28 protein-coding genes are annotated in these 26,172 nt (G+C 44.4%); 5 read left to right on the top strand and 23 right to left on the bottom strand.

What is annotated here, in order from left to right; translation table 11 throughout:
* Positions 1 to 173 precede the first annotated feature (173 nt).
* The 9 genes from AC06MN_RS15235 to AC06MN_RS15195 all read right to left on the bottom strand — a co-directional run bounded on the left by AC06MN_RS15235 (position 174) and on the right by AC06MN_RS15195 (position 9,222).
* On the bottom strand, positions 174 to 1,799 hold the full coding sequence (locus AC06MN_RS15235) for a T9SS type A sorting domain-containing protein (protein ID WP_475673231.1): 1,626 nt from the start codon (positions 1,797 to 1,799) through the stop codon (positions 174 to 176).
* Between the two features lie 549 nt (positions 1,800 to 2,348).
* Positions 2,349 to 3,188, bottom strand: coding sequence for a DUF6261 family protein (locus AC06MN_RS15230; RefSeq protein ID WP_475673230.1), 840 nt, complete (start codon positions 3,186 to 3,188; stop codon positions 2,349 to 2,351).
* A complete protein-coding gene (locus AC06MN_RS15225) occupies positions 3,185 to 3,622 on the bottom strand; it encodes a hypothetical protein (RefSeq protein WP_475673229.1) in 438 nt (145 codons plus the stop codon). The genes AC06MN_RS15230 and AC06MN_RS15225 overlap by 4 nt, the downstream gene beginning before the upstream one ends.
* Before the next feature lie 413 nt (positions 3,623 to 4,035).
* The gene (locus AC06MN_RS15220; RefSeq protein WP_475673228.1) at positions 4,036 to 4,554 is read right to left on the bottom strand and encodes a CPBP family glutamic-type intramembrane protease; all 519 of its coding nucleotides are present in this window, start codon (positions 4,552 to 4,554) and stop codon (positions 4,036 to 4,038) included.
* A gap of 130 nt (positions 4,555 to 4,684) precedes the next feature.
* Complete coding sequence (locus tag AC06MN_RS15215) at positions 4,685 to 5,908, bottom strand: aspartate-alanine antiporter-like transporter (RefSeq protein ID WP_475673227.1); 1,224 nt, start codon at positions 5,906 to 5,908, stop codon at positions 4,685 to 4,687.
* A 252-nt stretch (positions 5,909 to 6,160) separates the two neighbouring features.
* On the bottom strand, positions 6,161 to 7,162 hold the full coding sequence (locus tag AC06MN_RS15210) for an ornithine carbamoyltransferase (protein ID WP_475673226.1): 1,002 nt from the start codon (positions 7,160 to 7,162) through the stop codon (positions 6,161 to 6,163).
* A gap of 73 nt (positions 7,163 to 7,235) precedes the next feature.
* On the bottom strand, positions 7,236 to 7,967 hold the full coding sequence (locus tag AC06MN_RS15205; protein ID WP_475673225.1) for an acid phosphatase: 732 nt from the start codon (positions 7,965 to 7,967) through the stop codon (positions 7,236 to 7,238).
* Between the two features lie 286 nt (positions 7,968 to 8,253).
* Positions 8,254 to 8,655: a GtrA family protein gene (locus tag AC06MN_RS15200; protein WP_475673224.1), complete on the bottom strand. Its 402-nt coding sequence runs from the start codon at positions 8,653 to 8,655 to the stop codon at positions 8,254 to 8,256.
* 3 nt (positions 8,656 to 8,658) lie between these two features.
* Entirely contained in the window at positions 8,659 to 9,222 is a 564-nt protein-coding gene (locus tag AC06MN_RS15195; protein ID WP_475673223.1) for an FKBP-type peptidyl-prolyl cis-trans isomerase, read from the bottom strand.
* Between the two features lie 309 nt (positions 9,223 to 9,531).
* On the opposite strand from AC06MN_RS15195, the gene rpmB reads away from it, so the two are divergent.
* Together rpmB and AC06MN_RS15185 are read left to right on the top strand one after the other, a co-directional pair.
* Positions 9,532 to 9,774 (top strand): 50S ribosomal protein L28, encoded by a 243-nt coding sequence (rpmB, locus tag AC06MN_RS15190; RefSeq protein ID WP_475673222.1) that lies wholly within the window; start codon positions 9,532 to 9,534, stop codon positions 9,772 to 9,774.
* A gap of 96 nt (positions 9,775 to 9,870) precedes the next feature.
* Positions 9,871 to 12,399 carry a TonB-dependent receptor gene (locus tag AC06MN_RS15185; RefSeq protein ID WP_475673221.1) on the top strand — a complete coding sequence of 843 codons (2,529 nt, stop codon included), beginning with the start codon at positions 9,871 to 9,873 and terminating at the stop codon, positions 12,397 to 12,399.
* A gap of 169 nt (positions 12,400 to 12,568) precedes the next feature.
* Here the strand turns inward: AC06MN_RS15185 and lysS are convergent, their stop codons facing one another.
* From lysS to AC06MN_RS15160, 5 genes are all read right to left on the bottom strand, one after another.
* Positions 12,569 to 14,281 (bottom strand): lysine--tRNA ligase, encoded by a 1,713-nt coding sequence (gene lysS / locus AC06MN_RS15180; RefSeq protein WP_475673220.1) that lies wholly within the window; start codon positions 14,279 to 14,281, stop codon positions 12,569 to 12,571.
* Positions 14,282 to 14,462: 181 nt separating this feature from the next.
* Positions 14,463 to 15,638, bottom strand: a complete 1,176-nt coding sequence (locus AC06MN_RS15175; protein WP_475673219.1) for an ATP-binding protein — start codon at positions 15,636 to 15,638, stop codon at positions 14,463 to 14,465.
* Between the two features lie 113 nt (positions 15,639 to 15,751).
* The gene (locus AC06MN_RS15170) at positions 15,752 to 16,372 is read right to left on the bottom strand and encodes a GNAT family N-acetyltransferase (protein ID WP_475673218.1); all 621 of its coding nucleotides are present in this window, start codon (positions 16,370 to 16,372) and stop codon (positions 15,752 to 15,754) included.
* A gap of 91 nt (positions 16,373 to 16,463) precedes the next feature.
* Positions 16,464 to 16,922 carry a DUF2147 domain-containing protein gene (locus AC06MN_RS15165; RefSeq protein ID WP_475673217.1) on the bottom strand — a complete coding sequence of 153 codons (459 nt, stop codon included), beginning with the start codon at positions 16,920 to 16,922 and terminating at the stop codon, positions 16,464 to 16,466.
* Between the two features lie 43 nt (positions 16,923 to 16,965).
* Positions 16,966 to 17,667 carry an SGNH/GDSL hydrolase family protein gene (locus AC06MN_RS15160; protein ID WP_475673216.1) on the bottom strand — a complete coding sequence of 234 codons (702 nt, stop codon included), beginning with the start codon at positions 17,665 to 17,667 and terminating at the stop codon, positions 16,966 to 16,968.
* 368 nt (positions 17,668 to 18,035) lie between these two features.
* Here AC06MN_RS15160 and AC06MN_RS15155 point away from each other — a divergent pair, with 368 nt between their 5' ends.
* On the top strand, positions 18,036 to 19,010 hold the full coding sequence (locus tag AC06MN_RS15155; protein WP_475673215.1) for a PhoH family protein: 975 nt from the start codon (positions 18,036 to 18,038) through the stop codon (positions 19,008 to 19,010).
* Positions 19,011 to 19,080: 70 nt separating this feature from the next.
* The gene (locus AC06MN_RS15150; RefSeq protein ID WP_475673214.1) at positions 19,081 to 20,025 is read left to right on the top strand and encodes a phosphoribosylaminoimidazolesuccinocarboxamide synthase; all 945 of its coding nucleotides are present in this window, start codon (positions 19,081 to 19,083) and stop codon (positions 20,023 to 20,025) included.
* A 113-nt stretch (positions 20,026 to 20,138) separates the two neighbouring features.
* On the opposite strand, the gene AC06MN_RS15145 is transcribed toward AC06MN_RS15150, so the two are convergent.
* From AC06MN_RS15145 to AC06MN_RS15110, 8 genes are all read right to left on the bottom strand, one after another.
* Positions 20,139 to 20,549 (bottom strand): DUF2442 domain-containing protein, encoded by a 411-nt coding sequence (locus tag AC06MN_RS15145; protein WP_475673213.1) that lies wholly within the window; start codon positions 20,547 to 20,549, stop codon positions 20,139 to 20,141.
* Entirely contained in the window at positions 20,533 to 20,790 is a 258-nt protein-coding gene (locus tag AC06MN_RS15140) for a DUF4160 domain-containing protein (protein WP_475673212.1), read from the bottom strand. The genes AC06MN_RS15145 and AC06MN_RS15140 overlap by 17 nt, the downstream gene beginning before the upstream one ends.
* 382 nt (positions 20,791 to 21,172) lie before the next feature.
* On the bottom strand, positions 21,173 to 21,616 hold the full coding sequence (locus AC06MN_RS15135) for a hypothetical protein (RefSeq protein WP_475673211.1): 444 nt from the start codon (positions 21,614 to 21,616) through the stop codon (positions 21,173 to 21,175).
* Positions 21,617 to 21,633: 17 nt separating this feature from the next.
* Positions 21,634 to 22,038 carry a hypothetical protein gene (locus AC06MN_RS15130; protein ID WP_475673210.1) on the bottom strand — a complete coding sequence of 135 codons (405 nt, stop codon included), beginning with the start codon at positions 22,036 to 22,038 and terminating at the stop codon, positions 21,634 to 21,636.
* Between the two features lie 234 nt (positions 22,039 to 22,272).
* The gene (locus AC06MN_RS15125) at positions 22,273 to 22,632 is read right to left on the bottom strand and encodes a helix-turn-helix domain-containing protein (RefSeq protein ID WP_475673209.1); all 360 of its coding nucleotides are present in this window, start codon (positions 22,630 to 22,632) and stop codon (positions 22,273 to 22,275) included.
* A 161-nt stretch (positions 22,633 to 22,793) separates the two neighbouring features.
* On the bottom strand, positions 22,794 to 23,030 hold the full coding sequence (locus AC06MN_RS15120; protein ID WP_475673208.1) for a DUF2442 domain-containing protein: 237 nt from the start codon (positions 23,028 to 23,030) through the stop codon (positions 22,794 to 22,796).
* Positions 23,031 to 23,036: 6 nt separating this feature from the next.
* Positions 23,037 to 23,306: a DUF4160 domain-containing protein gene (locus AC06MN_RS15115; RefSeq protein ID WP_475673207.1), complete on the bottom strand. Its 270-nt coding sequence runs from the start codon at positions 23,304 to 23,306 to the stop codon at positions 23,037 to 23,039.
* A 63-nt stretch (positions 23,307 to 23,369) separates the two neighbouring features.
* Positions 23,370 to 24,218 (bottom strand): histidinol-phosphatase, encoded by an 849-nt coding sequence (locus AC06MN_RS15110; protein WP_475673206.1) that lies wholly within the window; start codon positions 24,216 to 24,218, stop codon positions 23,370 to 23,372.
* A gap of 129 nt (positions 24,219 to 24,347) precedes the next feature.
* Here AC06MN_RS15110 and AC06MN_RS15105 point away from each other — a divergent pair, with 129 nt between their 5' ends.
* Positions 24,348 to 24,863 (top strand): lipocalin family protein, encoded by a 516-nt coding sequence (locus AC06MN_RS15105; RefSeq protein WP_475673205.1) that lies wholly within the window; start codon positions 24,348 to 24,350, stop codon positions 24,861 to 24,863.
* Between the two features lie 73 nt (positions 24,864 to 24,936).
* Here AC06MN_RS15105 and AC06MN_RS15100 read toward each other — a convergent pair whose 3' ends face one another.
* Positions 24,937 to 26,172: a peptidase U32 family protein gene (locus AC06MN_RS15100; protein ID WP_475673204.1), complete on the bottom strand. Its 1,236-nt coding sequence runs from the start codon at positions 26,170 to 26,172 to the stop codon at positions 24,937 to 24,939.

The raw sequence follows: 26,172 nt of genomic DNA, 5'->3' as shown, positions 1-26,172 counted from the left end.
CCATGCCCTCTTCGATGATTTTGCTGAACGTCTGGGTTCCGATCGGGTATTTCATAACGTGATGTTTTCTCAGGCTGCAAAATTAATAAAAAGTTTGTAAGTAAGTGAGCATAATTAAATTTCAATTTGGATTTCGAGGTCGCGGGGATGCGAGGATACGACTTGACTAATCATTAGCGCACCACCACCAGTTTTTCCAACTTCTTTATGCCGTCGCAATAAAGGGTAAAGAAATACACCCCAGGTGCCAAACCGCGCAAATCAAGAACCTTTTGCCCTTGATTCCCATCCAATTCAACCTGCTTCACTTTTATGCCCATGGCATTGAAAACGGAAAGCTCCGCTTTGGCATTGCCGTTGGGCAGCGTATATTCTATGGCCGCCCAAGTGGTGGCAGGATTAGGATGTACCTTCATTTGCAGCGGCACCACCTTTGGCTGTTCCTCTATGCCTGTCGGGTCGTCGTAGTTGAAGATGTCGGTGATGTGGAGGACCCAGTAGTTATTATATCCGCAAAACTCACTATTTGAGCAGTTCAAATCTCCATTATAAAGAGTGTTAGTTGAAGAAGACCCCGGAGAAGTGGCAGCCAATGTATAAGTGACATCATCGTGTTTTATGACATCTCCTAAATAAATCGGCGTATTTCCATAGTGTCCTATGGCCCTTTCCCAAAGCATATTTCCCCCTGCATCTATGCGGAACACCCATATCTTCTGGCCAACTTCAGGTTGATGCGGGTGCATGTTGCTTGTGCTTGCCACATCGCCGTCAAGCGATTGTGTTGTGCCAAACACGGTGAAGCCGCCATCCTCGTTCTGAAACACCTTGAGCGGAAACTCGTGTCCCGTGCCGCCATAGCACTTGCTCCAGATGATGTTGCCATCAAAATCTGTCTTTATCAGCCAGATGTCGCAGGTCTTTCCGTAAAACTCATCGCCATGAGGATAACCTAAATGATACCCCGCACCTTCGGCATCACGGTCATCCGATTGCGTATCGCAGAGCAACAGTAACCCGTCATCCAGTTCGAGAGCCTGATAGATTTGGTCGTCCTCGCTTCCTGCATAGCAGCGGTTCCATAGCACCTGCCCGTTGCCGTCCAATTTCACGAGAAGGCCGTCGTACATGTCGGTCGTCTGAGGCGTGCAAGCCGTTATTGAACCGTTGTTTCCTGGCCGACCGCACATCGAAACATAGTAGCCGCCGTCTCTTGACAATGTATATCTTCCGGCAATTTCATCACCATTCGTTCCCAAAGTGGTTTCCCATTCAAGATTGCCGAGGCTGTCGACCTTTATCACCCACACATCATCAATTCCGTAGTAATTGCTAATGTCACCACCAGCCCATTGTGTGTCAATGCCGACGATGATACCCCCATCAGCAGTGGTTGTTCCATTAGGAAGATGCCAAAATGCTTTGTTCTTGTCACCAAAATTTCTTGTCCATACAACTTCTCCATCAGGATTAATCTTTGTCACGTTTAGTTGTGCTTTTTCACTAAAAGTATCAGGAGCCATGCCGATAGCATAGAAATCGTCTCTCAGACTCTTGAAAAGTCCTCCCTTCTCACTTGCCCCCATGTTTATGCAATGTTCTTCCACCAAATCACCTTCACTTGAAATTTCAATCAGCCAAGCATTTCCTGTTTCATTTTCACATGTAACCATACCGCTCGGTTCCTTTGCTTTACCAATGACCCAGTACCCACCTTCTTTCTCAATGATACCCCTTGCATCATCGTTTCCCATACTCCCGTAGCATTGCTGCCAATCTATGCGGATTTGGGCTGGCAAAAGAACAGAATTTAATATTAGTAATAAAAAGATAATCTTACTTTTCATAGTCGTCAAAATTAATGGTTGTTCTCTTTAAAGCATTTGTACTTTTGTGGCGGGCTGCCCCGCTTCCAATTTTCATTTCTCTTTTCGGCTCCAAATATACGAAATTTTGATTTTGCAAGTAAAAAATGAAGGCAATAATATTCTTTTAGACCCCAAGTTGTTTTTTGGAAACAAATCTCTAACAAATTTATCATTAATCTCTTTTTTCTTTCCTGTCCGATTCCCCCTAATCGGGGGTCATCGGGTTCCGCATCTCCGATGCTCTGCCGGGCATGAATCGAGTGGTTGCGAGATTCAAAGGTGGATTGAGAAAGGTTTTGCGGGTTTTGTATGTTTTGGTTTTAAAAAGGTCAAATTGTATATTATTGCCTTTAATTATCACACAATAAAACAGGCAGCCCCGTTATGGATGGCGGATGGCCGTTTGCGGTTGGGGCTGCCTTACTGCTTAAGAGTTTGTCTTTCGGGCAATCTGTCTAAGCAGAGAAAACAAAGTAACGTTTAAGCCGAAAGACCTCCTTCTTCAACGGTTTGACGGGGTTCGGCTTGCGTTTCATCAGGGGCTGGGGCTTGTCTGCGGCCTCTGCGCTGGTTTGCCGTGGCGTTGGCCGAGGCAATCACTTCGCGCAGCGTCGTGTTGAATTCCGCATAGTTGCCTCCCTTCACGCCGTCCATGACCTGGAAGTATGGAATCAGCACGGTGTTCAGCTGCTCGCGGATCAGGCCTTTCAGTTCGGTGGCCGAAGCGCTGCTGTGCAGGAAGCCGCGGCGCGACTGGTAGTCGGCGCGTTTTGCCTCGAAAGCGGCTTGCGCTTCGCGCAGCTGTGCAATGCAGTCGGGCATACCCGAAATGTTGGCCACATGCTGCTGCATGGCCGTCTCGTCGAGGTCGTCAAGCAGTGCGTTGATGTGACCGGTCTTCTCATCGAGGCCCTTGTGCAGGACGGCAAGTCCGCAGGGCTTGAAAACCGCACTGATGGCGTTGGCGCTGTCGCGCACCACGGCATCCTGCGAGCTTTGCGAGCCGACCAGAAGATGATGAAACTGACGCAGGCACTGCGAACGGTTACGGTCCTCAGTGTCGTAGGCGGCGAGGACGCTACGGTCGACAGCCGCGGTGATACGCTCCGACAGGCTGATGAAGCCGGTCATGGCGTTGGTGAGATATGAGTCCTCTGCGAACTCCATGCCTTTATAAAGCGCCACAAGGCGAGTGGCAACCGCCGACACTTCCGAAGTGTGGCAGTTCGAGGCCAAAGTAAGATTCTTCATTTTGGAGTAATTGGCTGGCCATCCGCATCCATAATGTCTTTCCCTTCTTTCTTCTCTTCTTTCTTTCATAGAATGGGTAATAGTTTTAATGATGTGTGCTGTTGTTTTTGGATGGATGCATTGGGAACCTTCAAAATGGCTTTGCCTCGGCAGAAGGGCGGGGACAGGCACGGCTCCGGCTTGAAGCGTGTGGCTTCCCCGAGTTGTTCTTTTTGATGCGAAAAACTGCATGGTGCAATGTTGCGTGGCAGAAACGGATAATCCGCTTTGCGCGACACTTTTTGTCGTGGCAGAAACGGACAATCCGCCTTGCGCAACACTTTTTGCCATGGCACAAACGGACAATCCACCTTGCGCGGCACTTTTTGCCATGTTACAAACGGACAATCCGCTTTGCGCGGCACTTTTTGACAAGGCAGAAACGGACAATCCGCCTTGCGCGGCACTTTTTGCCATGTCACAAACGGACAATCCGCCTTGCGCGGCACTTTTTGCCATGTCACAAAGCGTCATTGCAGGAGATTTGCCATAATTATTGTCGTCACACTGATTCATGCAGGTTTCCGGGTTATTATTTGAACGTGATGAAAGGCTGCACCATACCCGAAAACATTCATAACAAAGGATTCATAATGAATGAGACGGTTTTTGGTTTGCAATCATCGAGGTGCAAAAATAATATATTTTGGAAACCCACGCAAGGGGACGATGCGATTTTTTCTCAGGTTTTTGTTATTTATTTGGGGAATAAAATACTTTTTAACCCATGACGGTTTATCTTACATCGATAACGGTATAAATCAAGCTGAATTAGCAGCTTGAGATTCCCGCTCTACGGGCGGGAATCCACATTGGTTTGATGTTTATAATCTCTCCACTGTTTGGGCCTAAATGTATATAGATGCCTAAAATAATCTTATCCTTGCAAAAGAATCTCAATTAAAGACAGACAAATTAACAATGTATTTGCAATTGCATGAACCGCGACTGTTGACCAAAACGGATACTGTTTCCGTCGAGTCATAAAATACATTGTCGTGGAGAATACCAATCCCCCAGCCATGCCTGTGCAGAACCTATAAATGTACCATCCTATATTTGCATCGGCTCCCAAAAGATGAAATAATCCAAATATAATGGAACTGCCTAAAACATAAGCAGGAAACAATCTTTTTTTCTTGGCAATGAAAAAAGCAAAAATCTTATACAACAAGTACTGAATACAAGCTGTTTCAATTAAGGGTGAGATAAAACAAGCAAAAATAGGATAAATCCAACCATAACTATTAGGATTACTCCTTTTAGCCTCCAGAAAAAATGTTGGAATCTTACAAAGGAAAACCATTGTCGCTAACGCCGCCAACATGATTAAGATAAACTTAAACCAAGTCACTTTGTAGAGATAGCGATAGCCTCTGAGGAAACTGTTGTTCATAGGCAAATGATTATCATAACTCCTGTAACATCTTTTTATAGATTCTTTTCGTATTTTCTTTAGTAAAATGTTGTAAATCAGATTTTTTCAAGTTTAGATTTGCTAATGATTCATGTAAGATTTATTTCCCTTACACTGCCAAAAGCACCAGCAACTGTGCCGTGAAGATACGCAGGAACATCGTCAAAGGATAAACCGTGGCATAGCCCATGTTCGGCAACTGGTTTTCCTCGGTTCTGCCTGTGGCTTTCTGCTGTTCGGCGGCAACAGTATTGGCAAAGGCCAAAGTCGGCGGGTCGGTGGTGGCGCCGCCAATCACGCCCATCAAAGTGTAATAATTGACTTTCAGCACCAGGCGTGCGAAGATGCCGACCAGCAAAGTTGGCACCATGGTAATGATGACGCCATACAGAATCCACATATAGCCGCCCGCCTTGATGGTGTCGATGAAACTGCCGCCGGCACCCAAACCGACAGCCGCCAGGAACAGGGCAATACCCACTTCACGCAACATCCAGATACCGTGGCTGCCAGTGAAATCGGTGTCGAGCCAACCTTTTTTCACGCCAATCCAACTGACCAGAATGGCCATCACCAATGGGCCGCCTGCCAAACCCAACTTGACCGGTGCCGACATGCCAATCGGGACAGGAATCGAGCCTAATACGATGCCCAAACCAATGGTCAGGAAAATAGGTATCAGCAAAATCTTATGGCGTTGTGCAGCGGCTTTCGTAGTCTCGCTTTTCGGTGCCCGCACATCTTCCTGATTGGCATCCGACATAGGTTCGTTATCCAGTTTCACCTTGCACACGGCACGGATAATCAGGCAACTGACTATGAGGCCGACAACACCTAAAGGATAAGCCACGGCATAGCCGTTGGCTATCGTCTCGGGACTGCAAATGCCCAGTTCGCCGACCGTCTGCTGCGCCGCCGACATGCCCGGCGTGTTGGTAATGGCGCCCGTGTAAACGCCAGCCATCACTTCCAGAGGCTCGCCGCTGAAACGGCTAATCAACACCGTGGTCAAAACGCCCAAAGCGACAATGGCAATGGCACAAAGATTGAGTTTCAAGCCGCCTTTTTTGAAAGAAGCAAAGAAGTTTGGTCCGACCTGAAAGCCAACGGCAACGACAAAGAGTATCAAACCGAACTCCTTGATGATGTGCAACATTTCGCCATTGAGCGAAATGCCCAAGGCACTCAGAATGATGCCTATGAAAAGCACCCAGGTGATGCCCAGCGAAACGTGAGCGACTTTCAGTTTGCCCAGCAGCAGACCCAACACGATGGAGACTGCCAGATAGAAGACCGTAGGGCCGACGCCCGAACCTGTGAAAAGTGATAACATGATGCCTGTTTTTAAAGGAATTGCCCCGCACAGGCAGGGCAATTCCAAATTAAGATGTCATATTGAATTTATTGATTTTTCAGGATTCGGCTTCGCCGAAGAAATCTTATTAAAATCCTCATTTAAAATCTTTCAAAAATCTTTGTTTTCTTTCACAAAGGACTATCAAGAAAATATGATTTTTGACAGATTATTGATTTGATTTCTTGCCGTCAGGCAATCCCTGCAACCAAATTCAAAAATTCCTATTTATTAGTCGCCCAAGGTAGCCACCATGACAGCCTTGATGGTATGCATACGGTTTTCGGCTTCGTCGAAAACGATGCTGTTCTTTGATTCGAACACTTCTTCTGTGACTTCGATGCCGTCGAGACCGAACTTAGCGTTGACATCGCGGCCAACCTGAGTTTCGAGGTTGTGGTAAGCCGGCAGGCAGTGCATGAACTTGCAGTTCGGGTTGCCTGTCATTTCCATCATCTGCTTGTTGACCTGGTAAGGCATGAGCAGGTCGATGCGCTGCTTCCATACTTCAGCAGGTTCGCCCATCGATACCCAAACGTCGGTATACAAGAAGTCGCAACCCTTGACACCTTCGGCAACGTTATCGGTAACGGTGACCTTTGCACCTGTTTCCTTAGCGATTTCCTTGCAGGTATTAATCAGTTCCTGATTTGGCTGCAATTCCTTTGGAGCCACGATACGGACATCCATACCCATCTTGGCGCCACCAACCATCAGTGAGTTACCCATGTTGAAACGGGCATCACCGCAGTAAGCGAAAGTGACTTGGTTGAGCGGTTTATCGCTGTGTTCCTGCATGGTGAGGAAGTCAGCCAAAATCTGTGTCGGGTGGAATTCGTTGGTCAAGCCGTTCCAAACCGGAACACCAGCATACTGAGCCAGTTCTTCAACGATGTCCTGAGCAAAACCACGGTATTCGATGCCATCGAACATACGGCCCAAAACGCGGGCTGTGTCTTTCATGGATTCCTTAACGCCAATCTGTGAACCGGTAGGTCCAAGATAAGTGACGTGAGCACCCTGATCCTTAGCGGCAACTTCGAAAGCGCAACGTGTACGGGTTGAGGTCTTTTCGAAAATCAAGGCAATGTTCTTGCCAGTGAGGTGTGGTTGTTCGGTTCCAGCATATTTGGCAGCTTTCAGGTCGGCAGCCAATTTGAGGAAAAACTTTATTTCTTCCGGTGTGAAGTCCAAAAGCTTCAGGAAGTTTCTGTTTCTGAGGTTAAAAGCCATTTCTTTTTATTTTTAATGAGTTAGACAATTTCTGAAAAGTGCTGCAAAGGTAGGATTTTTTTCAATCGGAAAATCACTTGCTCCTTAATTCTTGCAGTTCCTTGCGTGCAAGATCCATAAGTTTGATGTATTCCTCGTCCGAAACTATTTTTGCAAAAACGACGCTGGCAGCCAAACGGCCTGCCTCCACATCGCTCTGATAATGGAAACCCGTTATGACTCTGCTCTGTCCGAGTTCGTAGCCCACGCGGATGATTTCACATTCGTGCTCGTCGTCGATGGCCGTCAAAGATAGTGCAATTATCCAAGCCCCGATACTGTGTCCCGAAGGATAAGAGGTGTATGCTCCGTATTTTTCTTCATCTTTAGGAATACTCGAAGACTCGCCGAAATAGCTGAACGGACGCTCACGGCTAAAACTGCCTTTGGCTTTCACTATGCTCTTTCCTGCGAATGAATGGGTGGCTTTCAGGTAATTAGCTATGGCAGGAGTGTTTTCTTCGCTTATGTTAACCCCCATAACCTCACCAAACCTTTTGTGATAAAAATCGAGCTGAATACTGGCATCGTCGATGGCCTGTCTGCCTCGCTCGCTGTCTCTCATGGCATAGCCACGTTCATACATGATTGAATCGTTGAAAAAGGCATCCTTGTCATCGAAAGCCGGAAAACCGGGAAGATACTTGACGGCATCGGGACTTGTAACCGTTATTTTCCCGATTTCATTTGCCGTGTTGTGTCTGTAGGCATTGCAACCTTGAAGAAGAAAAAATGAAATGAATACTGCTGTTTTAGTGAATTTCATGGTGTTGAATTGGTTTGCAAAATTTGAAATCATCCTTGATTCCGCAAGCCAAACTGCAATTTCAGTCTAAAACTTAGCATGCGGAAAGCCTGATGGAAACTGTTTCACAAAAGGCGCGACAAAGGTAACAATTAATCTGACGGACAGAAGTCTTTCAAGGAATAAACTATGTTTTTTAAACCGCAGATTACGTAGATTGTACTGATTATCAATGAACTACATATTTTACAGATTGTACAGGAATTTTGAATGCGCAAGCGAATGAATTGACACACTGTTACTTAATTTATCTTTTCCTCCTGAATGTAATCAGGTTATTAAGCTCAAAAAGAAGAAGGGCGACAATAAGAATTGACAAAGCCTTGGCAACAAGCTTGTCCCATCCCAAATTCTCAATAAAGAACATCAGAACCAATGAACTGATTAACAGACCTATAAGCTGAATGCCATAAAAAACCAGGAAACGCGAAACAGGATTGTCCTTGACTTTGAAATTGTATTTTCTATTCAGGAAAAAACTGCTGATAATGCCAACATGAAATCCAATGACATTGGCCCACTGATAGGACATTGATTGGAGCAAAATGCTAAAAATGCCAAACTCCAATCCCGTACTGACTATTCCAAAAACAGCATAAAGGATTAGTTTCCTGAACTTTTTATATAGTTTTCTAAGACTTTGTTTCATGTTTTAATGACATGAGTCGCAGTTTCCGCCATCAAAGGAATGGCCGTGTTCGTGATGATGGCAATGATGCCCATGATTTTTCCGATATTCCACTTCCTCATCCATTTCCTGAATCGTGGGTTCCCTGACTTCCAAAACCTTGCCTTTCACAAACAGACTGTGACCCGCCAAAGGATGATTGAAATCCATAACGACATGGTCTTCAAAAATTTCCATAATCTTTCCATCGAAAGGATGGCCATCCTTATCTTGCAATTTAATGACATTGCCGACCACGAGCAAATCTTCTCGGATTATTCCGTCTTCCATAAAAATGCCAAGTGGAGCATCCATCACTTTTTCGTCGTCGTGCCAGCCGAAAGCCTGATCAGGCGAAATGGTAAAGGCAAATGAATCACCAGCTTCCAAACCTCGCAAGCCATCGGAAAAACTCTTCATGATACGGCCCACGCCAAACATCATCACACGCGGTTTCTCTTCGGTGGCACTTTCCAAAATCTCGCCGTCGGCATTGTCAGCCTGAATGGTATAAACCAGTTTTCCAACCTTTAAATCTTCAATTTTCATTTTAAATTGTGTCGTTTTGGACTGCAAAGATAGGATTTAATTCGGCTTGCTGGAAAAAGACGAAACGCAAATTGTCACAAATAATCCGACAAATGTTTTCTGAACATGGTTTATCGGCTCATTTACGGTCATTTGCGATTTTTCAACAGACCTATCAACATTAATTTCTTGTCCAAAGTCAATACGTTTCAAAAATTTTCCTACTTTTGCGTGATTTTTGAAGATAGGGGATTGTGGTATCGAAAAAAAGCGTACTTTTGCAGTCCCTTTTGGAAAAAGGCAATTGTTAATTATAAAAGGAATAGAGTCATGTCAAAAATTTGTCAAATTACAGGTAAAAAGACGATTACTGGTAACAACGTTTCTCACTCAAACAAGAGAACCAAGAGAACATTCGAACCTAATCTGAAAATCAAGAAGTTCTACGTTCCGGAATGGGATGAATGGGTTGTCCTGAAGGTTTCCGCAGCTGGTCTGCGCACCATCAACAAGAAGGGCATTTATGCCGCTATCATGGACGCCTCCGAAAAGGGTAACTTAAACCGTTGGTAAACCCGAATGTGAACTGAAAAAATATAGCTGCTGTGCGTTGCGCAGCGGCTTTTTTTGTTTGAAACAATATTCCGGCCAAATCAAAGTTATCTCAATATGCGTAAACACCTATTATTAATAGCACTGCTGCTTTCAACTTGTTTCGCCTTTGCCCAGCAAAAGCAGACGGGGATGATTTACGGCAAAGTGACCGACGAACAGAAAAACCCTATTGATTTGGCAAATGTGGCTGTGCCTGGCTCAACATTCGGCGTAACAACCAATGCGAGAGGCTATTATGAACTAACTTTACCTTGCGACAGCACTTGGGAAATTGTTTTTTCCTACATCGGATACGAACAGAAAAAGGAATTTATCAACCTGAAATCAGACGAAAAACGCAAACTTGACATAATTTTAACCTCAACGGCCCAGAACCTGCCCGATGCCGTCATCAGTGACCGCGCTGTCGATGCTTCAAGCCTAACGCGCTTGGATGCAAAACAAGTAACCCTCCTCCCATCAATGGGCGGCGGCATTGAAAATCTAATAAAAACCTTGCCGGGTGTGACTTCGAACAACGAAATGAGTTCGCAATATACGGTGCGCGGCGGCAATTTCGATGAAAACTTGATTTACGTCAACGGCATTGAGATTTACAGGCCTTTTCTGGTTGGTTCGGGGCAGCAGGAAGGGCTGAGCTTTGTCAATTCAAGTCTGGTCTCAAACATCGAGTTTTCCGCCGGCGGATTTTCGGTGGAGTATGGCGACAAAATGTCATCGGTTTTGGATGTCACTTACAAAAGGCCAAGAGAAACAGCTGGCTCATTGACTTTGAGTATGTTAGGCGCTGAAGCCCATGTTGAAGGTGCCACGAAAAACGAAAAATTCAGTTATCTCGTCGGAGCACGCTACAAAAACACGGCGCTTGCCTTGAGCCTGATGGACACAAAAGGGTCCTATCATCCGAACTTCGCCGATGCTCAAGCCTTACTGAACTACAATTTCAATGCAAAATGGGAATTGTCGTTTTTGGGCTATTACTCAAAGAACCAATATGCATTAAGGCCCGAATCCGGTGAAACAGATTTTGGAACCATCAATCAGGCGATGCGCCTGAAAATCAATTTCGACGGCAAGGAAACCGATGACTACACAACGGGCCTCGGTGCCATGACCTTGACCTACAAACCTAATAATAATTTGAATCTCAAGCTGATAGCTTCTGCCTATTCGACTTACGAAACCGAAACATACGACATTACAGGTTGGTATTTTCTCGGTGAACGCGACCTCAGTTTGGGTTCAGAGACTTCTGGCGAAGTCATGGTTTATAACGATGTCGGCAAACATATCAAACACGCCCGTAACGCTTTCTATGCCCAAGTCTATAATTTCGACCACAAGGGAACATACGCTTTTGGCAACAGCTTGATGAAATGGGGCTTGCGTTTCCAGCATCAGGAAGTTGACGATATCGTGGATGAATGGCAGATGATTGACTCGGCTGGTTACAGCTTGCCGCATCCACATGATTCAATTGGTAATCCTCAGAATCTGAATCTGCTGCCGGATTTGGATGTAAACACAACTTATAAATCACACAATCTGCTTTCCATCAATAATTTGGATGGATTCATCCAAAACTCATGGACGATACCTTACCATGACGACGGTGAATTTGTCATTACAGGCGGTCTGCGTGCCAATTACTGGGGTTATAATAAGAAAGTTTATGTCAGTCCACGTGCGGGCATCGCCTATCGTCCGAGTTTGGAAGGCAAGGAGTTGGTTTACAGGCTTTCGGGAGGCGTTTATCATCAAACGCCATTCTATCGCGAAATCCGTAAGCGCGACGGAACCTTGTTTGCCGATTCAAAAGCGCAACGTTCCTATCAGATTGTTTTGGGCAACGATTTCAAGTTCCGCGCCTGGAACCGTCCTTTCATCCTGACTTCGGAAGCCTATTTCAAGTATTTCACCCATGTGATTCCTTACGACATCGACAACGTGAAAATCCGCTATTACGCCGACCAATCGGCAAAAGCATACGCGACTGGCATCGACCTAAAGGTGAATGGCGAATTTGTGAAAGGCATCGACAGCTGGGCAAGCCTTTCGCTGATGAAGACGCAAGAAGACATACAGGGCGATTATTATCTTGTTGACAGTGAAGGGAAAAAGCTGCCATTCTACAACCATTCCGATGCTGCCGTCGCCGACACCATTGCTTTGGGATGGCACGACCGCCCTTCCAATCAGTTGCTGAGTTTTTCTCTTTTCTTCCAGGATTATATTCCAATGGCTCCGACTTGGCACGTCAATATGACTTTGACCTTCGGAACGGGCTTGCCCGTCAATGCAAACAATTCTGATTTCTATTATCCTGCCGGAAAATTCAATCCTTACCGTCGTGTCGACATCGGCTTCAGCAAACAACTCATTTATGAAGGCAGCAGCTTCAGAAAAGGCAATCCGCTCAACTATGTCAAGAATATGTTTGTGAGCTTCGAAGTCTTCAATTTGCTGAACATAAATAACACAATTTCATATACTTGGGTAAAAAACACCGACAACAAGTCATACGGCGTTCCTAATTATCTCACTCCACGATACATTAATTTGAAATTAGTGATGGAGTTCTGAAAATGCCTCCCGCAGATAACGCAGACTTACGCAGAGAGGCCGACAAAAAGTCTCCCGCAAATAGCGCGGAGGAGCTTACAAAAAGACGCCCGCTGATAGCGTGGATTTCCGTAAATAAGTCAGCGGAAATCAGCGAGATCAGCGGGAGAATTTAATATTTTATTTGGATTTATTTCTGCCAAGCCTCAACATCTTCCAACTGCAAGGCCGGAATGTCGAGTTTGTTTTTCTTACGGAGGCCATTCAGCTTTTCACGCAGAGCGGAAGCCTTTTCTTCCTTGATTGCCTCAACGGAAGTGTAGCCATTGCTGACCAAAACTTCGGCCCATGCTTCGGGAACGCCGATAGCCATAAAGTCTTCCTTGTTGGCGACTTTCTTCACTTTTTCAGGGCGCATCATCGGGAACAAAAGCACTTCTTGAATGGTGGTTTGGCCCGTGAGCAGCATGACGAAACGGTCGATGCCGATGCCCATGCCTGAGGTTGGCGGCATACCATATTCCAAAGCGCGGAGGAAGTCCTGATCGATGAACATGGCCTCGTCGTCGCCGCGTTCTGAGAGTTTCATTTGTTCTTCGAAACGGGCACGTTGGTCGATTGGGTCGTTCAGTTCGGTGTAAGCGTTGGCCAGTTCCTTTCCGTTGACCATCAGCTCAAAACGCTCGGTCAGTTCAGGATTGTTGCGGTGGCGCTTGCAAAGTGGCGACATTTCGACAGGATAATCGGTGATGAAAGTAGGCTGTATGTAGGTGCCTTCGCACTTGGCGCCAAAGATTTCGTCAATCAGCTTGCCTTTGCCCATTGATGCGTCAACTTCAACATCAAGTTGTTTGCACACATCGCGCAGTTGGGCTTCGTCCATGCCTGTAATATCGATGCCGGTCTTTTCTTTGATGGAATCAATCATGGTGATGCGCTTGAACGGACGCTTGAAGCAGATTTCATTGTCGCCGACTTTCACGGTATCGGTGCCAAGCACTTCGGTGACGGCGCGTTCTATCATGGCTTCAGTGTAATCCATCATCCAAATATAATCCTTGTAGGCCACATAGATTTCAAGGCCGGTAAATTCAGGATTGTGTGTGCGGTCCATGCCTTCGTTGCGGAAGTTGCGCGAAAATTCATACACGCCATCGAAACCGCCGACAATCAGGCGTTTCAGATACAATTCATCGGCAATACGCAGATACATCGGAATGTCCAAGGCATTGTGATGCGTAATGAATGGACGGGCTGTTGCGCCGCCCGGAATGGCTTGCAGCACAGGTGTTTCTACTTCGAGATAACCGCTTTCGTTGAAGAAACGGCGGATGCTGTCGATGATGCGGGTGCGGGTGATGAAAATGTCCTTCACCTTGTCGTTGACCACAAGGTCGACATAACGCATACGGTAGCGCAATTCAGGATCAGAGAAGGCATCGTAAACAACGCCATCCTTTTCCTTGACAATCGGCAGCGGGCGCAGCGATTTGCTCAAAACAGTCAGTTCCTTGACGTGAACGGAGATTTCGCCCATCTGTGTGCGGAATGCAAAACCTTTCACGCCGATGAAGTCGCCGATGTCCAAAAGACGTTTGAAAACCGTGTTGTACATGGTCTTGTCCTCGTCTGGGCAGATTTCATCGCGCTTGATATACAGCTGGATACGGCCTTTTGCATCTTGCAGTTCGCAGAACGAAGCAGCACCCATGATGCGGCGGCTCATAATGCGGCCGGCAATGCTGATTTCCAGAAACTGCTCAAGATTGTTGTCGTCAAACTTTTCAAGGATTTCCGTAGTGCTCACCGTCACAGGATAAGCAGCCTGCGGATAAGGATTGATGCCTAACTTATATAATTCGGCTAAAGAATTTCTTCTGATTTGTTCCTGTTCGCTTAACATATCGTTTAGATTGAATTTGGCGCAAAGGTAGGAAAAAGTTAGGAGTTGGGAGTTAGGAGTTGAGAGTTTTTATCGTCGGCAAGCCGAAACACCAGAATTAATGTATATTTTTGAATAAATAGAGCCAAGAAGTCTCAAAATATCTGCCTCGGCGAGCACGTTTTTTCCTTTGGCGAAATTTCTAATAATTCAGCCCAAACAACCACAAAGGAATGATGTCCCCTGAGCCAAACTCAATGTCATCTTTCACCACATAGGAATTTGGAGTAGATAAAATCTGTTTCTTTCCCTTCCCTTTTCCACCGATTTCAAAGGTGATGCCATCTATCTCAAAATCTGATGTTTTGGAAGCAAAAACTTTGTTTTTCACTCGCATCTGGTTGAAGAAAAACGTTTCGCGGATGTTACCAATATCGGTTGCCTGTTCACCTAAGACATTAGCAATGTTGGTGTTGTCCAAATAGACTTTTTCCACTTTGCCTAATGCCATAATGCCGCCTGTGGCGTCTCTGACTTGCGAAATCATACCTGCGTTTTCCATATATAGGAAATAATCGCCAATATCGTTGCGGCTTACTCCAATCATCTTGGATATTTTATCCATAATGGGCTTGAATGGTACACTCATGGCAATGATTCCCAATAGTTTCTTGAGTTTTCGCGCCGTAGACACATTCATGTTGGCATATTGTGGTATATCCACCTCCATGGTCAGATTGATGGTTTGGTTCATGATGACATCAAACTGCTTGTCGGATGCAAACGGATAATAGCCTTTTTGCAAATAGTCTTTGAAAAGCGGCAAGGGATGACTTACGCCCTCTATCGCAAACGGTTTGTTTTCAATAATATCCTTCAATTCTAAAACAGGAACATTCAAGCCATGAAACATGACCAGATATTCGCGGAAAGATAATCCTTGTATCTTGTAAATGGGTGCTCTTCTACTCAAGTCAGCCTCGCCTTTGTTGATTTCAAGCACAGAAGAACCTGTAAAAGAGATTTTCATGTCAGGATGGGTGTCATAAATCTGTTTCAGTTCGCGTGACCAGTTTTCATATTTATGGACTTCATCAATGAATAGGTGCTCTCCTGCCTCTTTGCTGAATTCGTCAGCAAGATCAACCAATGTGTGATTGGAAAAATAGGAATTGTCAGCCGAAACGTAAAACATTTTCTTTTTACTCCAATTCTCTTTGATGTATTGCAGAAAAAGAACGGTTTTTCCAACGCCACGCGGGCCAACCAAGCCGAACATTCTGCTTTCCCAATCAATGTTTTCAAACATATACCGTTTGAAATTTACTGGCGTACTTGCCAATTGATTCTGCATGTAATTCACTAGGTTTATATCCATAATGCAGGCTTATTTGAGTTGCAAAAATACAAAATTGCACCATAGAAGTGCAAAAATAAAATATAAAATACATTTTTAAGGTGCATTTTTAAGTCACAATACGGCAAAAAATCTCAAAATATCTGTCCCGGCAAACGCAGTTTTTCCTTTGGTGGAAATTGCCTGTCAAATTCCTTACATTCGTTTTCATCGACGAAATAGCCTTGTGGCGTGGCATATTCGCCCTGAATACCATTTAAATAGCCTTGTTTCAGTTCCTTGCAGAGAAAAAACGATGCATCCTCTCCTTCAGGCAAACCGTGATAACGGATGCCAAAATCGGAAGCATAAGTGAAACCGCAATGTTTGTAAAAGCCGATGTTGCCTTCAAAGCAAATGGCACCGAAACCCATTTCGGTAGCTTTTGCGAGGGCATAATCCAAAAAAGCCTTGCCATAGCCTTGGCGTTTGTATTCGGGCGCAATGGCAAGCGGTCCGGCAGTGACAATGGGTAGCAGTTTTCCATCATCGCACTTAATTTCGGTGCGCATGAAGATGATTTGTCCCATGATTTTGCCATCAATGAGCATCACGAAATCAAGTTCCGGGACGAAAGCCGCATCGTTGCGGAGGCAATGCAGCACATAATGCTCCAGACACCCAGGACGATATACATTCCAAAAAGATTCCCTGACCAGATTTTCAACTTCCTTATAATCTGACGGTTGTTCGTTTCTTATCGTAAAATTTTTCATTTGCAATCAAGTTTGTTTTGTTTTCGTTATCACATAAAAAACTTCCGTGCCATCAGCCGACAACACGGAAGTCTTAATCGGAAAAATGAAATCATTTGATCTTGGTCCAATAGACTTTTTCGCTGATGCCAATCACCGAGCCTTTGAGCATCAATTTGCCATCGGGCTGAAATTGGCAGGTCAGCTTGGCGCGGATGCCACGCTGCGGATCGTAAATCTTGGTGCCATTCCACTCCTTGTCATCGGCATCGTACTGCAATCCGTCAAAAAGCACAATCTGATCGACCGGAACATTGCGCAGACTCTTGTCAGGATTGTTGGCATCGAGAAGTTTGTTGCCGTTCTCGTCTTTGTCGTTTTCAATCCAGAAAATCTGGGCTTTGAAAGTTCCGTTGCTGTTTTGAGTGACATGAGCCTTGAAATGATCCTTGCCCTGCACAGATTCATAATCTCCCAAAATGCTGTTAGCCACGGCATTGTCGCCCTTTGTCTGGGCAAAAGTAAAGGCTGCTAAAAAAAGAGCCAAAAATGTGAAAAGTGTTTTCTTCATTTCTTTGAAATTTTGTGTTTGCAAAAATAATACAAATATCAACCTAATCAAAAATTGCGCCAAAATTATTCTCAATGGTTTCGGCAATCAGGGCATGACCTTTTTCATTCGGATGGATGCCGTCGTCGCAAAGGAAATCGCTGTAATTGCGCAATTCAAGAAACGGCGAAGTGACGTCAATGATAGGCACACGCAAACGACGTGCCATCTTGAAAAGCTCGACGTTGTACATTTCGTGCCATTGGTAAAGATGCATCGTGCGGCCACCCAACCAACTGAGAATGTTGTCGCGATTCAGACCCAACGAAAGATGGTCGAAAAACCTGTCAGGGTCAATCAAAGGCAGCGACATGATGACGGGATTTCCGTTTAAGTTCCTGATTTTCTTTATCAAATCCTGATATTGGCACACGAAAACATCCAACGGATTTTTTGGCAAATGCAAATCGCTTGGAGAGGCTGCAATTGATTTCCAGTCGTAATCGCAATCGTTGCCGCCATATTCAAACAGAATGTAATCAGCTTCCTTCACTTCCTTTTCGTGTCGGTTGATGTACTTCATGCCTTGGGTGGTAGTGCTGCCATAACAGGCATAATTCCTGATGTTGATGCCAAACCGCTGTCTGCAACGGTTGACGAAATTCTGTTCGGAAACCTGATAAAGTGGTCTTCCCGAAACATCTTTTTGAGACGAAACCACACCTTTCATAATGGAATCGCCGAATGTGCAAATCATATTCTTCATTTTCCTTTTGGTTGATTTTGCCGCAAAATTAGGACTTGGATTTCACTCATAACAAACAAAGTGATTGACGGTTTGAAGCAGGGACAAAAAACCAGTTTTTGGGACGAAAGTGACGAAAATAGGGATGAAAAACGGTGCATAAGCCATATTCATTCGGTTCATACCAAAGAATGGGGACGGATGACGAGTTATTTGGTGATGAATGAATGGTGAAATACTGTAACTAACTGAAAAACTGAAAACCGTAAACCGATAACCAACAACCAGTTTTTCATAGATTTCTTCGGAATGATTACTTATCAAATCAAATTTACTATTTTTGTAGCGCAAATTTGGCTACTCGAAAACAAACTGCTAATTTGTATATTATGGCAGAACAGATTTTACAGATAGAAAATGTGGATCCAAAAGAGCTTTACGGCCCTAACGACAAGTATTTGAATAAGGTGAAGGAGCTTTTCCCGAAGCTGAAAATCATTGCACGAGGCGATTTCATGAAGGTGATGGGCGAAGAAGACGAGATTGATTATTTCATCAGCCGCTACGGAATGTTGGTGCTGCAACTCGAAAGAAACGGAAAGATTGGCGAGCAAGACGTTGAAAAAGTGATGCTTGCAAACAGCAATACGGAAATCCAACGCCAGCTTTTCGATAGCGATGTCTTGGTCTTTGGACGCGGCGGAACGCCTATCAAAGCCATCACCGCCAACCAAAAACGCATGGTGCAGTCGTCGGAGAAGAAAGACCTGATATTTGCCATCGGTCCCGCCGGAACGGGAAAGACTTACACCGCCGTTGCCTTGGCCGTGCGCGCCTTAAAAGCCCGTCAAGTGAAACGCATCATCTTGACGCGCCCAGCCGTTGAAGCTGACGAACATCTTGGTTTCCTTCCCGGCGATTTAAAAGACAAGCTCGACCCCTATCTGCAACCGCTTTACGATGCCTTGCGCGACATGATTCCATCGGCAAAACTGGAAGGCTATCTCGAAGACCACACCATCGAAATTGCGCCTTTGGCTTTCATGCGCGGCCGCACTTTGGACCATGCTTTCGTCATCCTCGACGAAGCGCAGAATGCTACGCGCAGCCAGCTGAAAATGTTCCTCACACGCATGGGACGCTCTGCCAAATTCATTGTCACCGGCGACATCACGCAAATCGACCTGCCGCCAAAAACGCCATCTGGCTTGCCGCAAGCCATGGAAGTGCTGAAAGATGTGGAAGGCATTGATTTCATCATGCTCGACGAAAAGGATGTGGTGCGTCACAAACTCGTCACCGACATTGTGAACGCCTACAAACGACACCACGCCGCAACAAGCGAAGAAGAAAGTAAATCATAAATCTTTAAATATTTGAATTTTAAATCTTTAAATCATTATATCTTGAATCTTTAAATCTCACAATATCATCATGAAAGCATTAACAAGAACAGATTTCAATTTCCCTGGCCAGACCAAGGTTTATCACGGCAAAGTCCGCGACTGTTATTTCATTAACGACGAATATATGGTTATGGTTGCCACCGACCGTATCTCCGCTTTCGATGTCATTCTGCCCAAAGGCATTCCTTTCAAGGGGCAGGTACTCAATCAGATAGCCTCTATGTTCCTCGATGCCACCACCGACATTGTGCCGAACTGGAAACTCGCCACACCCGACCCGATGGTCACCGTGGGCAAGCTCTGCAAACCTTTCCCAATCGAAATGATTATCCGCGGCTACCTCACGGGCAGTTCATGGCGCACCTACAAGAGCGGTCAGCACACCATCTGCGGCGTGCAGATTCCTGACGGAATGCGCGAATACCAGCGTTTCGCCGAACCTATCATCACGCCTACCACAAAGGCTGATGAAGGTCACGACGAAGACATTTCACGCGAAGAAATCATCGCCCAAGGACTGATTAGCGAAAGCGACTACGCACAAATTGAAGCCATCACACGCAAACTCTTCCAACGCGGAACCGAAATCGCTGCAAAACAAGGACTTATCCTCGTTGATACAAAATATGAGTTCGGCAAGATTGGCGACCAAATCTACCTGATGGACGAAATCCACACGCCCGACTCATCACGCTATTTCATCGCCGACCAATACGAAGAACGCTTTGCAAAAGGCGAACCTCAGATTCAGCTTTCAAAGGAATTTGTCCGCGAATGGCTGATGGCCAACGGTTTCCAAGGCAAGGAAGGTCAGCAAGTGCCAGAAATGACACCTGAATACGTCGATAGCGTTTCCGACCGTTACATCGAACTCTACGAAAAAGTGACCGGCCACAAATTCGAAAAGGCCGCCGACTCGGAAGATTTAGCAAAGCGCATTGAAAACAATGTGATGAATTTCCTGACGAAATAATGCAGAGACGCGATCCGTCGCGACCCTACAATCAAGAATATGCTTCAACTATGCGGAAAGTGCTAAAAAACACAGATTCCGCATAGTTGAAGCATATTTTTTACAGCAATTTCTTAGAACGAAGCAACAAAACCTTTCTGACCTATTTGGTGAATTTGTTGCAAAATCTGCTGTTCGTGTTCCTGAGAAGGTTTTTTGAAACCATTGATATAGTTCTTCAGCAAGTACACATTGATGCCAACTCCTTCTGCAAACTTACCAACATCAATCTCCTGATGCGTCAAAAAAAAGCGTTGCATTTCCGAAGGCTCCGCTTCATCATAGGCGAAGCTTTCAAAACTGACATCAACATCCAACTTTCGCCAATGGATTCCTATCGTGCTGATTTCATATTTCTGACGTTCCGCATCAGTGGCATTGGCCAATGCCTTGTACCAAAGCAGCGACTGGCGATAAGTGTTTCCGTCATCGCCAAGACCGTACAGCCATTCTCCATCAAACCATATTTTATTGATTTTCAACATCTTTTGAATCGAAAATTTCATACCAACGGTTGATAATAATGTCTGCATTCTCATGAATGGCACGCTCAATGCGTTTCAAATCATTGGCTTTTATGTTGTTGGAACTTTCTAAGACAAAACCCTCATCATCCCAAACAAACTTAGCATCGCCATTATGGCCTCTAACATGCACATGGATGGGTTCATGTTCGTGAGAAAAAAACATGAAGATAAATCCATATTGTCTAAACAATTCAGGCATAATCAATTATTTAAATACGATGCAAAGATAGGCATTTCTTTTTATTCAACAAGACGCATATTCAATCACCAAATGAAAAGATTCCGAAAGCCAATCTTCTCTTCCGAAACTTTACAGAATCCCTACTTTAATCCATCGATTATTCACAAATTTTACTACACTGCGATAACCCGCTTGGCGTAATGCTTCGTCCGCCGATTCGGAAGACCTCGCCAAACGCATTGAGAATAATGTGATGAATTACTTGAAGTTATGAAAAATATGCAGATTTTTTGCATATTTTTCGGCACTTTTTTAGGGTGAAAATGCATATTTTTCATGAAAAGGCAAATGAAAAACCAGAACCTTTTGCGGCTCTGGTTTACTTTTATTGAGACTACCGTCAATTTAGAAGACTCTCCTCTTTTTTCCTAATCCCTTTAAAAGGAAGTAATAAGAGCAGAAATACAGTATGTATGATTATCCAAACTGGCAACAATACCGTTCCCACAAGGATGACACCAACTCCAGCCATAACTAGAAACGGCTTAACCAGTGTGGACAAAATATGGTTATAATCCCGTGCCGTATCAAAAAAATATTGCATAGAATCAACATTTCCATTCCATGCTTCAGAAATGGTTTTTCCCAAATGTGATCCTTCCGCTACAACCCCACTTATATAATTCTTGATACTTGTAAATGTTCCCCAAACAACACCTACTGCTATGAAAGCAAATACTACAACGGCAATAAAGGATATAACGGTGACAATCATAGTGATAATGAATGTCCCGACCATTACATCACTGCTATCATCTTCCTCTCTTATTACGTATCTTGTCATATTTCAATAATCTTAATCTATTTTCTCTCCATAGTACATTTAAGTGAGAAAGTTTCTGAATAATTATGATAGTAAGGGTTTTGTATCATAAGTGTTCCTGTAACTTTCAATGAAGATTTTGTGATTTTATCAATGCCAAGATGGAAATCATAGGCATTACAGAGATCCTGTAGATCTGCATCATTCTCAAAAAGCAAATGAAGAGGAACCGATACTTCAACATCTTTTATTCTCAATACATCATCCTCAACAGTATACTTTCCGTCAGCCTTTCCGTCAGCACATAAGGAGTTCCTAAAGCAAACTGTACAACTACCATCTTCTTTGAAAATACAATCTGCACTACTTGCAATTCCAAAATGTTGCAGCATTCCATTTTCTAGGAATCCCGTATTATTAACTTCTATTTCTATAAATTCCATTTCCCAATGATAAGTTTTTCAGGATTGTTTTTATCGTTTGAACATGATGTAAGTCCGATTACTATAAACAATAGAAGCAACGTACAAAAGTGTTTTCTTCTCATTCTATTTTGGCAGTCTTTATTCTGTCGCCCGCAGTGTTAGTTGTTAATTGATCTGGCTTCAAAAATACTTTCTTCTTTCGTTTCAAGGCTCTTTTTCAAGTAACCAATTCAGTTACAGTAACCACATTGGTTACACTTTCCTATTGAATTCATCCGAAAGGTCGCGAAAAAAATCATAATTCAACGCTCTGGAAATCCTTTCAAGCAAGGCGACATCGATGTTATCTTTACGGAAAATCCTATGGATATGCGGACGGGCACAACAAATGTCTTTGGCCAACTGCGTTGCAGTTACGCCCTGTTGCCGCATTACCTCCTTGATATGTTGCCCGATGTGCATGAAAAAGCGTGGAATTTGTTCAACTTGCCGAACACCGGGTTTCCACTCCCACCTTATCAACAAGTCATTCCACGCCAAAATACATTGGCGTTTCATAACGGCTTCTTGATAAGGTGTCTCAATAGAGACTTTGTGGAAATAGGTGTTCAAGAATTCGTTTTTGAAAAGCTATTCTAAATGATTATGTGTCTTTTATCTGTTTTTCTTTCGCTATATTTAATTATATAATGATGATTTACAATTTATTACTTTGTTTCTTCTTCAATTATACTGTAATTTTCCTTATGCAACATCCATAGTTTTTCAAGCAACTAAATACTTAAAGAATCCAAATACAATGTATCAGGACAAAGGTCAGCCCCATTAGGCCATTGTATGCTTCCTAAAAACACCCTTACCCGCCAAAAAAACGATTCATCGGAAAGAGGCGCAAAAACACCTTTTCCTATATAGGGCGAAACATCAAAACGCTTTACTTCACCATTAGAAAACTCCAATAGCAAAGTGTAATTGTTTTCTGGTTTCACTGATTTTACACGAGGATTCATCACTTGTTATTTTAAAGGGTCAATTTGGAAAATATTGGTACCATTAGATGCTAATTCCCAGTCAGCCATAAGCTCTTCTTTATGAATCTCCATCCATGCTTGCAAAAGTTTGTTCTTCCCAACAGGAAGATCTCCCTCTATTATTTCACCATCAGGAATTCTAATCACCGCTTCCTTATCCTGACACTTGACATGGATATGAGGAAAATGATGCTGGCGATTGTCATAATAATACATGGAAATAATAATTCCATAAAACATTGTCAAAACAGCCATGACCAATTATTTTCTGCAAAAATAACTAATTTCATTAAAACAAGTGGTTTTGAATCATTTGTTTCACAAAATTTCCTTTTCCATCCATCTTCCATCCTTATATCGAACAACGCTACGATAGCCAGCCTGTTTCAAGGCTTCCTCAGCAGCTTCAAATTCCAAGGAAATCTCGCTGAAATGATGCGCATCGGCCGAAATGATGGCCGGAACACCCATTGCGCAAGCCTCTTTCATCAGCCAAGGCGAAGGATAAAATCCGTTGTAACGCTTCTTGTAGATGCCGCGCGTGTTGATTTCCATCACAAGGCCCTTTTCGCGAATCAAGTCCAAAGTTTCCATTGCCAGTTTTCGATACCAAACCTCATCTTCGTGGAAATATCGGTCGCGGTTGTGCATCTTGATTTTGTCGAAATGAGCAATAACGTCAAAATGCTCGTTTTCAATCATTTCATTCGTCTGCTCAAAGAAACGGCGCACGCCACGACGAATGTCGCCATCAAAGAATTTCTGCAAGCCTTCATCATAGATTTCCCATTTCGGACCATCAATGAACCATAATTCGTCAGGATTGGCCGATTGGCCGACAAGATGAACGCCACCAATCAGATAATCAAGATGATATTTTTCCTGTGTCACCGAAAAAGTCTCCGAAGTGTTGGGAACATAATCGGCCTCCAAAGCACAATAAACCTCAATTTTGTCCTTAAATTCATCCTTCAATTGTGCGATTTCGGCCACATATTTCGGCATGTCATAATCCTTCACCGAAAAGGTATTGTCGAAAGGCAAAGGACTATGTTCAGAAAAACCGATGGCACTAAATCCCTGACGGATAGCCTCTTCAACGATTTCGCGAGGCTGCGATTTGCCGTCGGAATAAATGCTATGGGTATGTAGATTGAAGTTTTGCATGATTGCTCTTTTTCGGTTTTATGTAGAAAGAATTATGCAAAAATACGGCTTTTTGCAAAAAAATCTTCTTGATTTGTAACTTTTCGGCGATTTCTCCGTATTACTATGGAAATTCAAATCCAATCAACAATGAAAACACAAATCTTAAACAGAGCTTTGATGCTGATGGCTTTATGCCTCGTTGCCTTTGGTTGCAACGCCCAAAAAATCGACAACTCCACCGTGAAAACCATCGACTTGAACCGCTATGCTGGCGAATGGTACGAGATTGCCCGTTTTGACCACCGTTTTGAACGTGACCTTGACTATTGCAAAGCTACCTACGTGCTGTGTTGCGACAACCGAATCAATGTTTTAAATACAGGTCAGAAAAACGGCCAATTCAAGTCTTCATCAGGGAAAGCCAAGACAACCAAAGATCCTGGCCGCCTGCGCGTTTCCTTCTTCGGGCCTTTCTATTCTGATTACCGCGTCATGATGCTTGACCCTGATTATCAGTATGCCCTCGTAGGCAGCAAAAGCGCAAAGTACCTTTGGATCCTTTCTCGCACACCGAAACTGGACGAGAACGTAAAGCAAGCCATTCTTGCAGAAGCCACACGCCGAGGCTACGATGTCAGCAAGCTTATTTGGGTAAAGCAATGAATGGTTTGTAGGACTGTCATACTATGGCCTCCGCACGACGAATTTTCGAAGCGGCTGCCTCGGTGCGACAGCCCTACATGGTGGAAACCACCTTATAAACCTTATCCCCGCGCCTCACCAACGATTTGACAGGCAATGAGCAAGCCTCACCTTTCACGGTTTGCTGAACCGGTTTCAGATCGACACGAATTTCTTCAATCGTATCTTCATAAACGCCTGTCGTTGGGCCGATAATCATGATTTCATCACCGACATTCAGGTCGTGAGTTTCCATACGGATTTCGGCAACGCCCAACTTGCTGAAATAATTGGTGATTTGACCAACATAAAGTTTCGTCTTAGTAGCCTGTGAACCATAAACTTGCGTCCATTCTCCAGTCTTGCGGCCCAAATAATAGCCATCCCAGAAATCACGGTTATAGACACTGCGCAAACGCTCCATCCAAGCATCGACTTTTTCCTGCATAAACGTGCCTTCCTCAATAGCCTTGATGGCTTCGTGATAAACCGCCACCGTCACCTTGGTATATTCCGGCGAACGGCCACGACCTTCAATTTTCAGCACTTCGACACCTGCATCCAAAACCTTGTCCAAGAAAGGCAGTGTGCAAAGGTCTTTGGGCGACATGATATATTCGTTTTCGATGGCCAATTCAATGCCTTCTTCGCGGTCGCGGACTTCGTAGCCACGGCGGCAAAGCTGCAGGCAAGCACCACGGTTAGCCGACGAATTATAATTGTCCAGACTCAAATAGCATTTGCCCGAAATGGCCATGCACAAAGCACCATGACAAAAAACCTCGATGCGCACCAAATCGCCTTTCGGCCCGCGAATCTGCTGTTGCTCAATCTGTTCAGTGATGTGTTTCACTTGATTCACATTCAGTTCGCGTGCCGTCACCATGACATCGGCAAACTGCGAATAGTATTTCACAGCCTCAATGTTGGTGATGTTGCACTGTGTTGACATGTGAACCTCGATGCCCAACTGCCGCGCATATTGAATGACGCTTTGGTCGGAAGCGATGATGGCCGAAATGCCATTGGCTTTCACCGCGTCAACCAACTGGTGCATTTCCTCGATTTCCTCGTCAAAAATCACCGTGTTGATGGTCACGTAACTTTTCACGCCGTTGGCATTGCAAATTTCGGCAATCTGCTTCAAGTCATCCAAATTGAAGTTCTTCGCCGAGCGCGAACGCATATTCAGTTTGCCGATGCCGAAATAAACGCTTCCGGCCCCAGCCTGTATTGCTGTCGAAAGGGCTTCATACGAGCCCACCGGCGCCATGATTTCTATCTTTTTCAT

This window comes from Candidatus Limimorpha sp., assembly GCF_056203535.1.
Note: the sequence above shows the minus strand (reverse complement) of the source record. Positions and strands in the feature narration are given on the sequence as shown.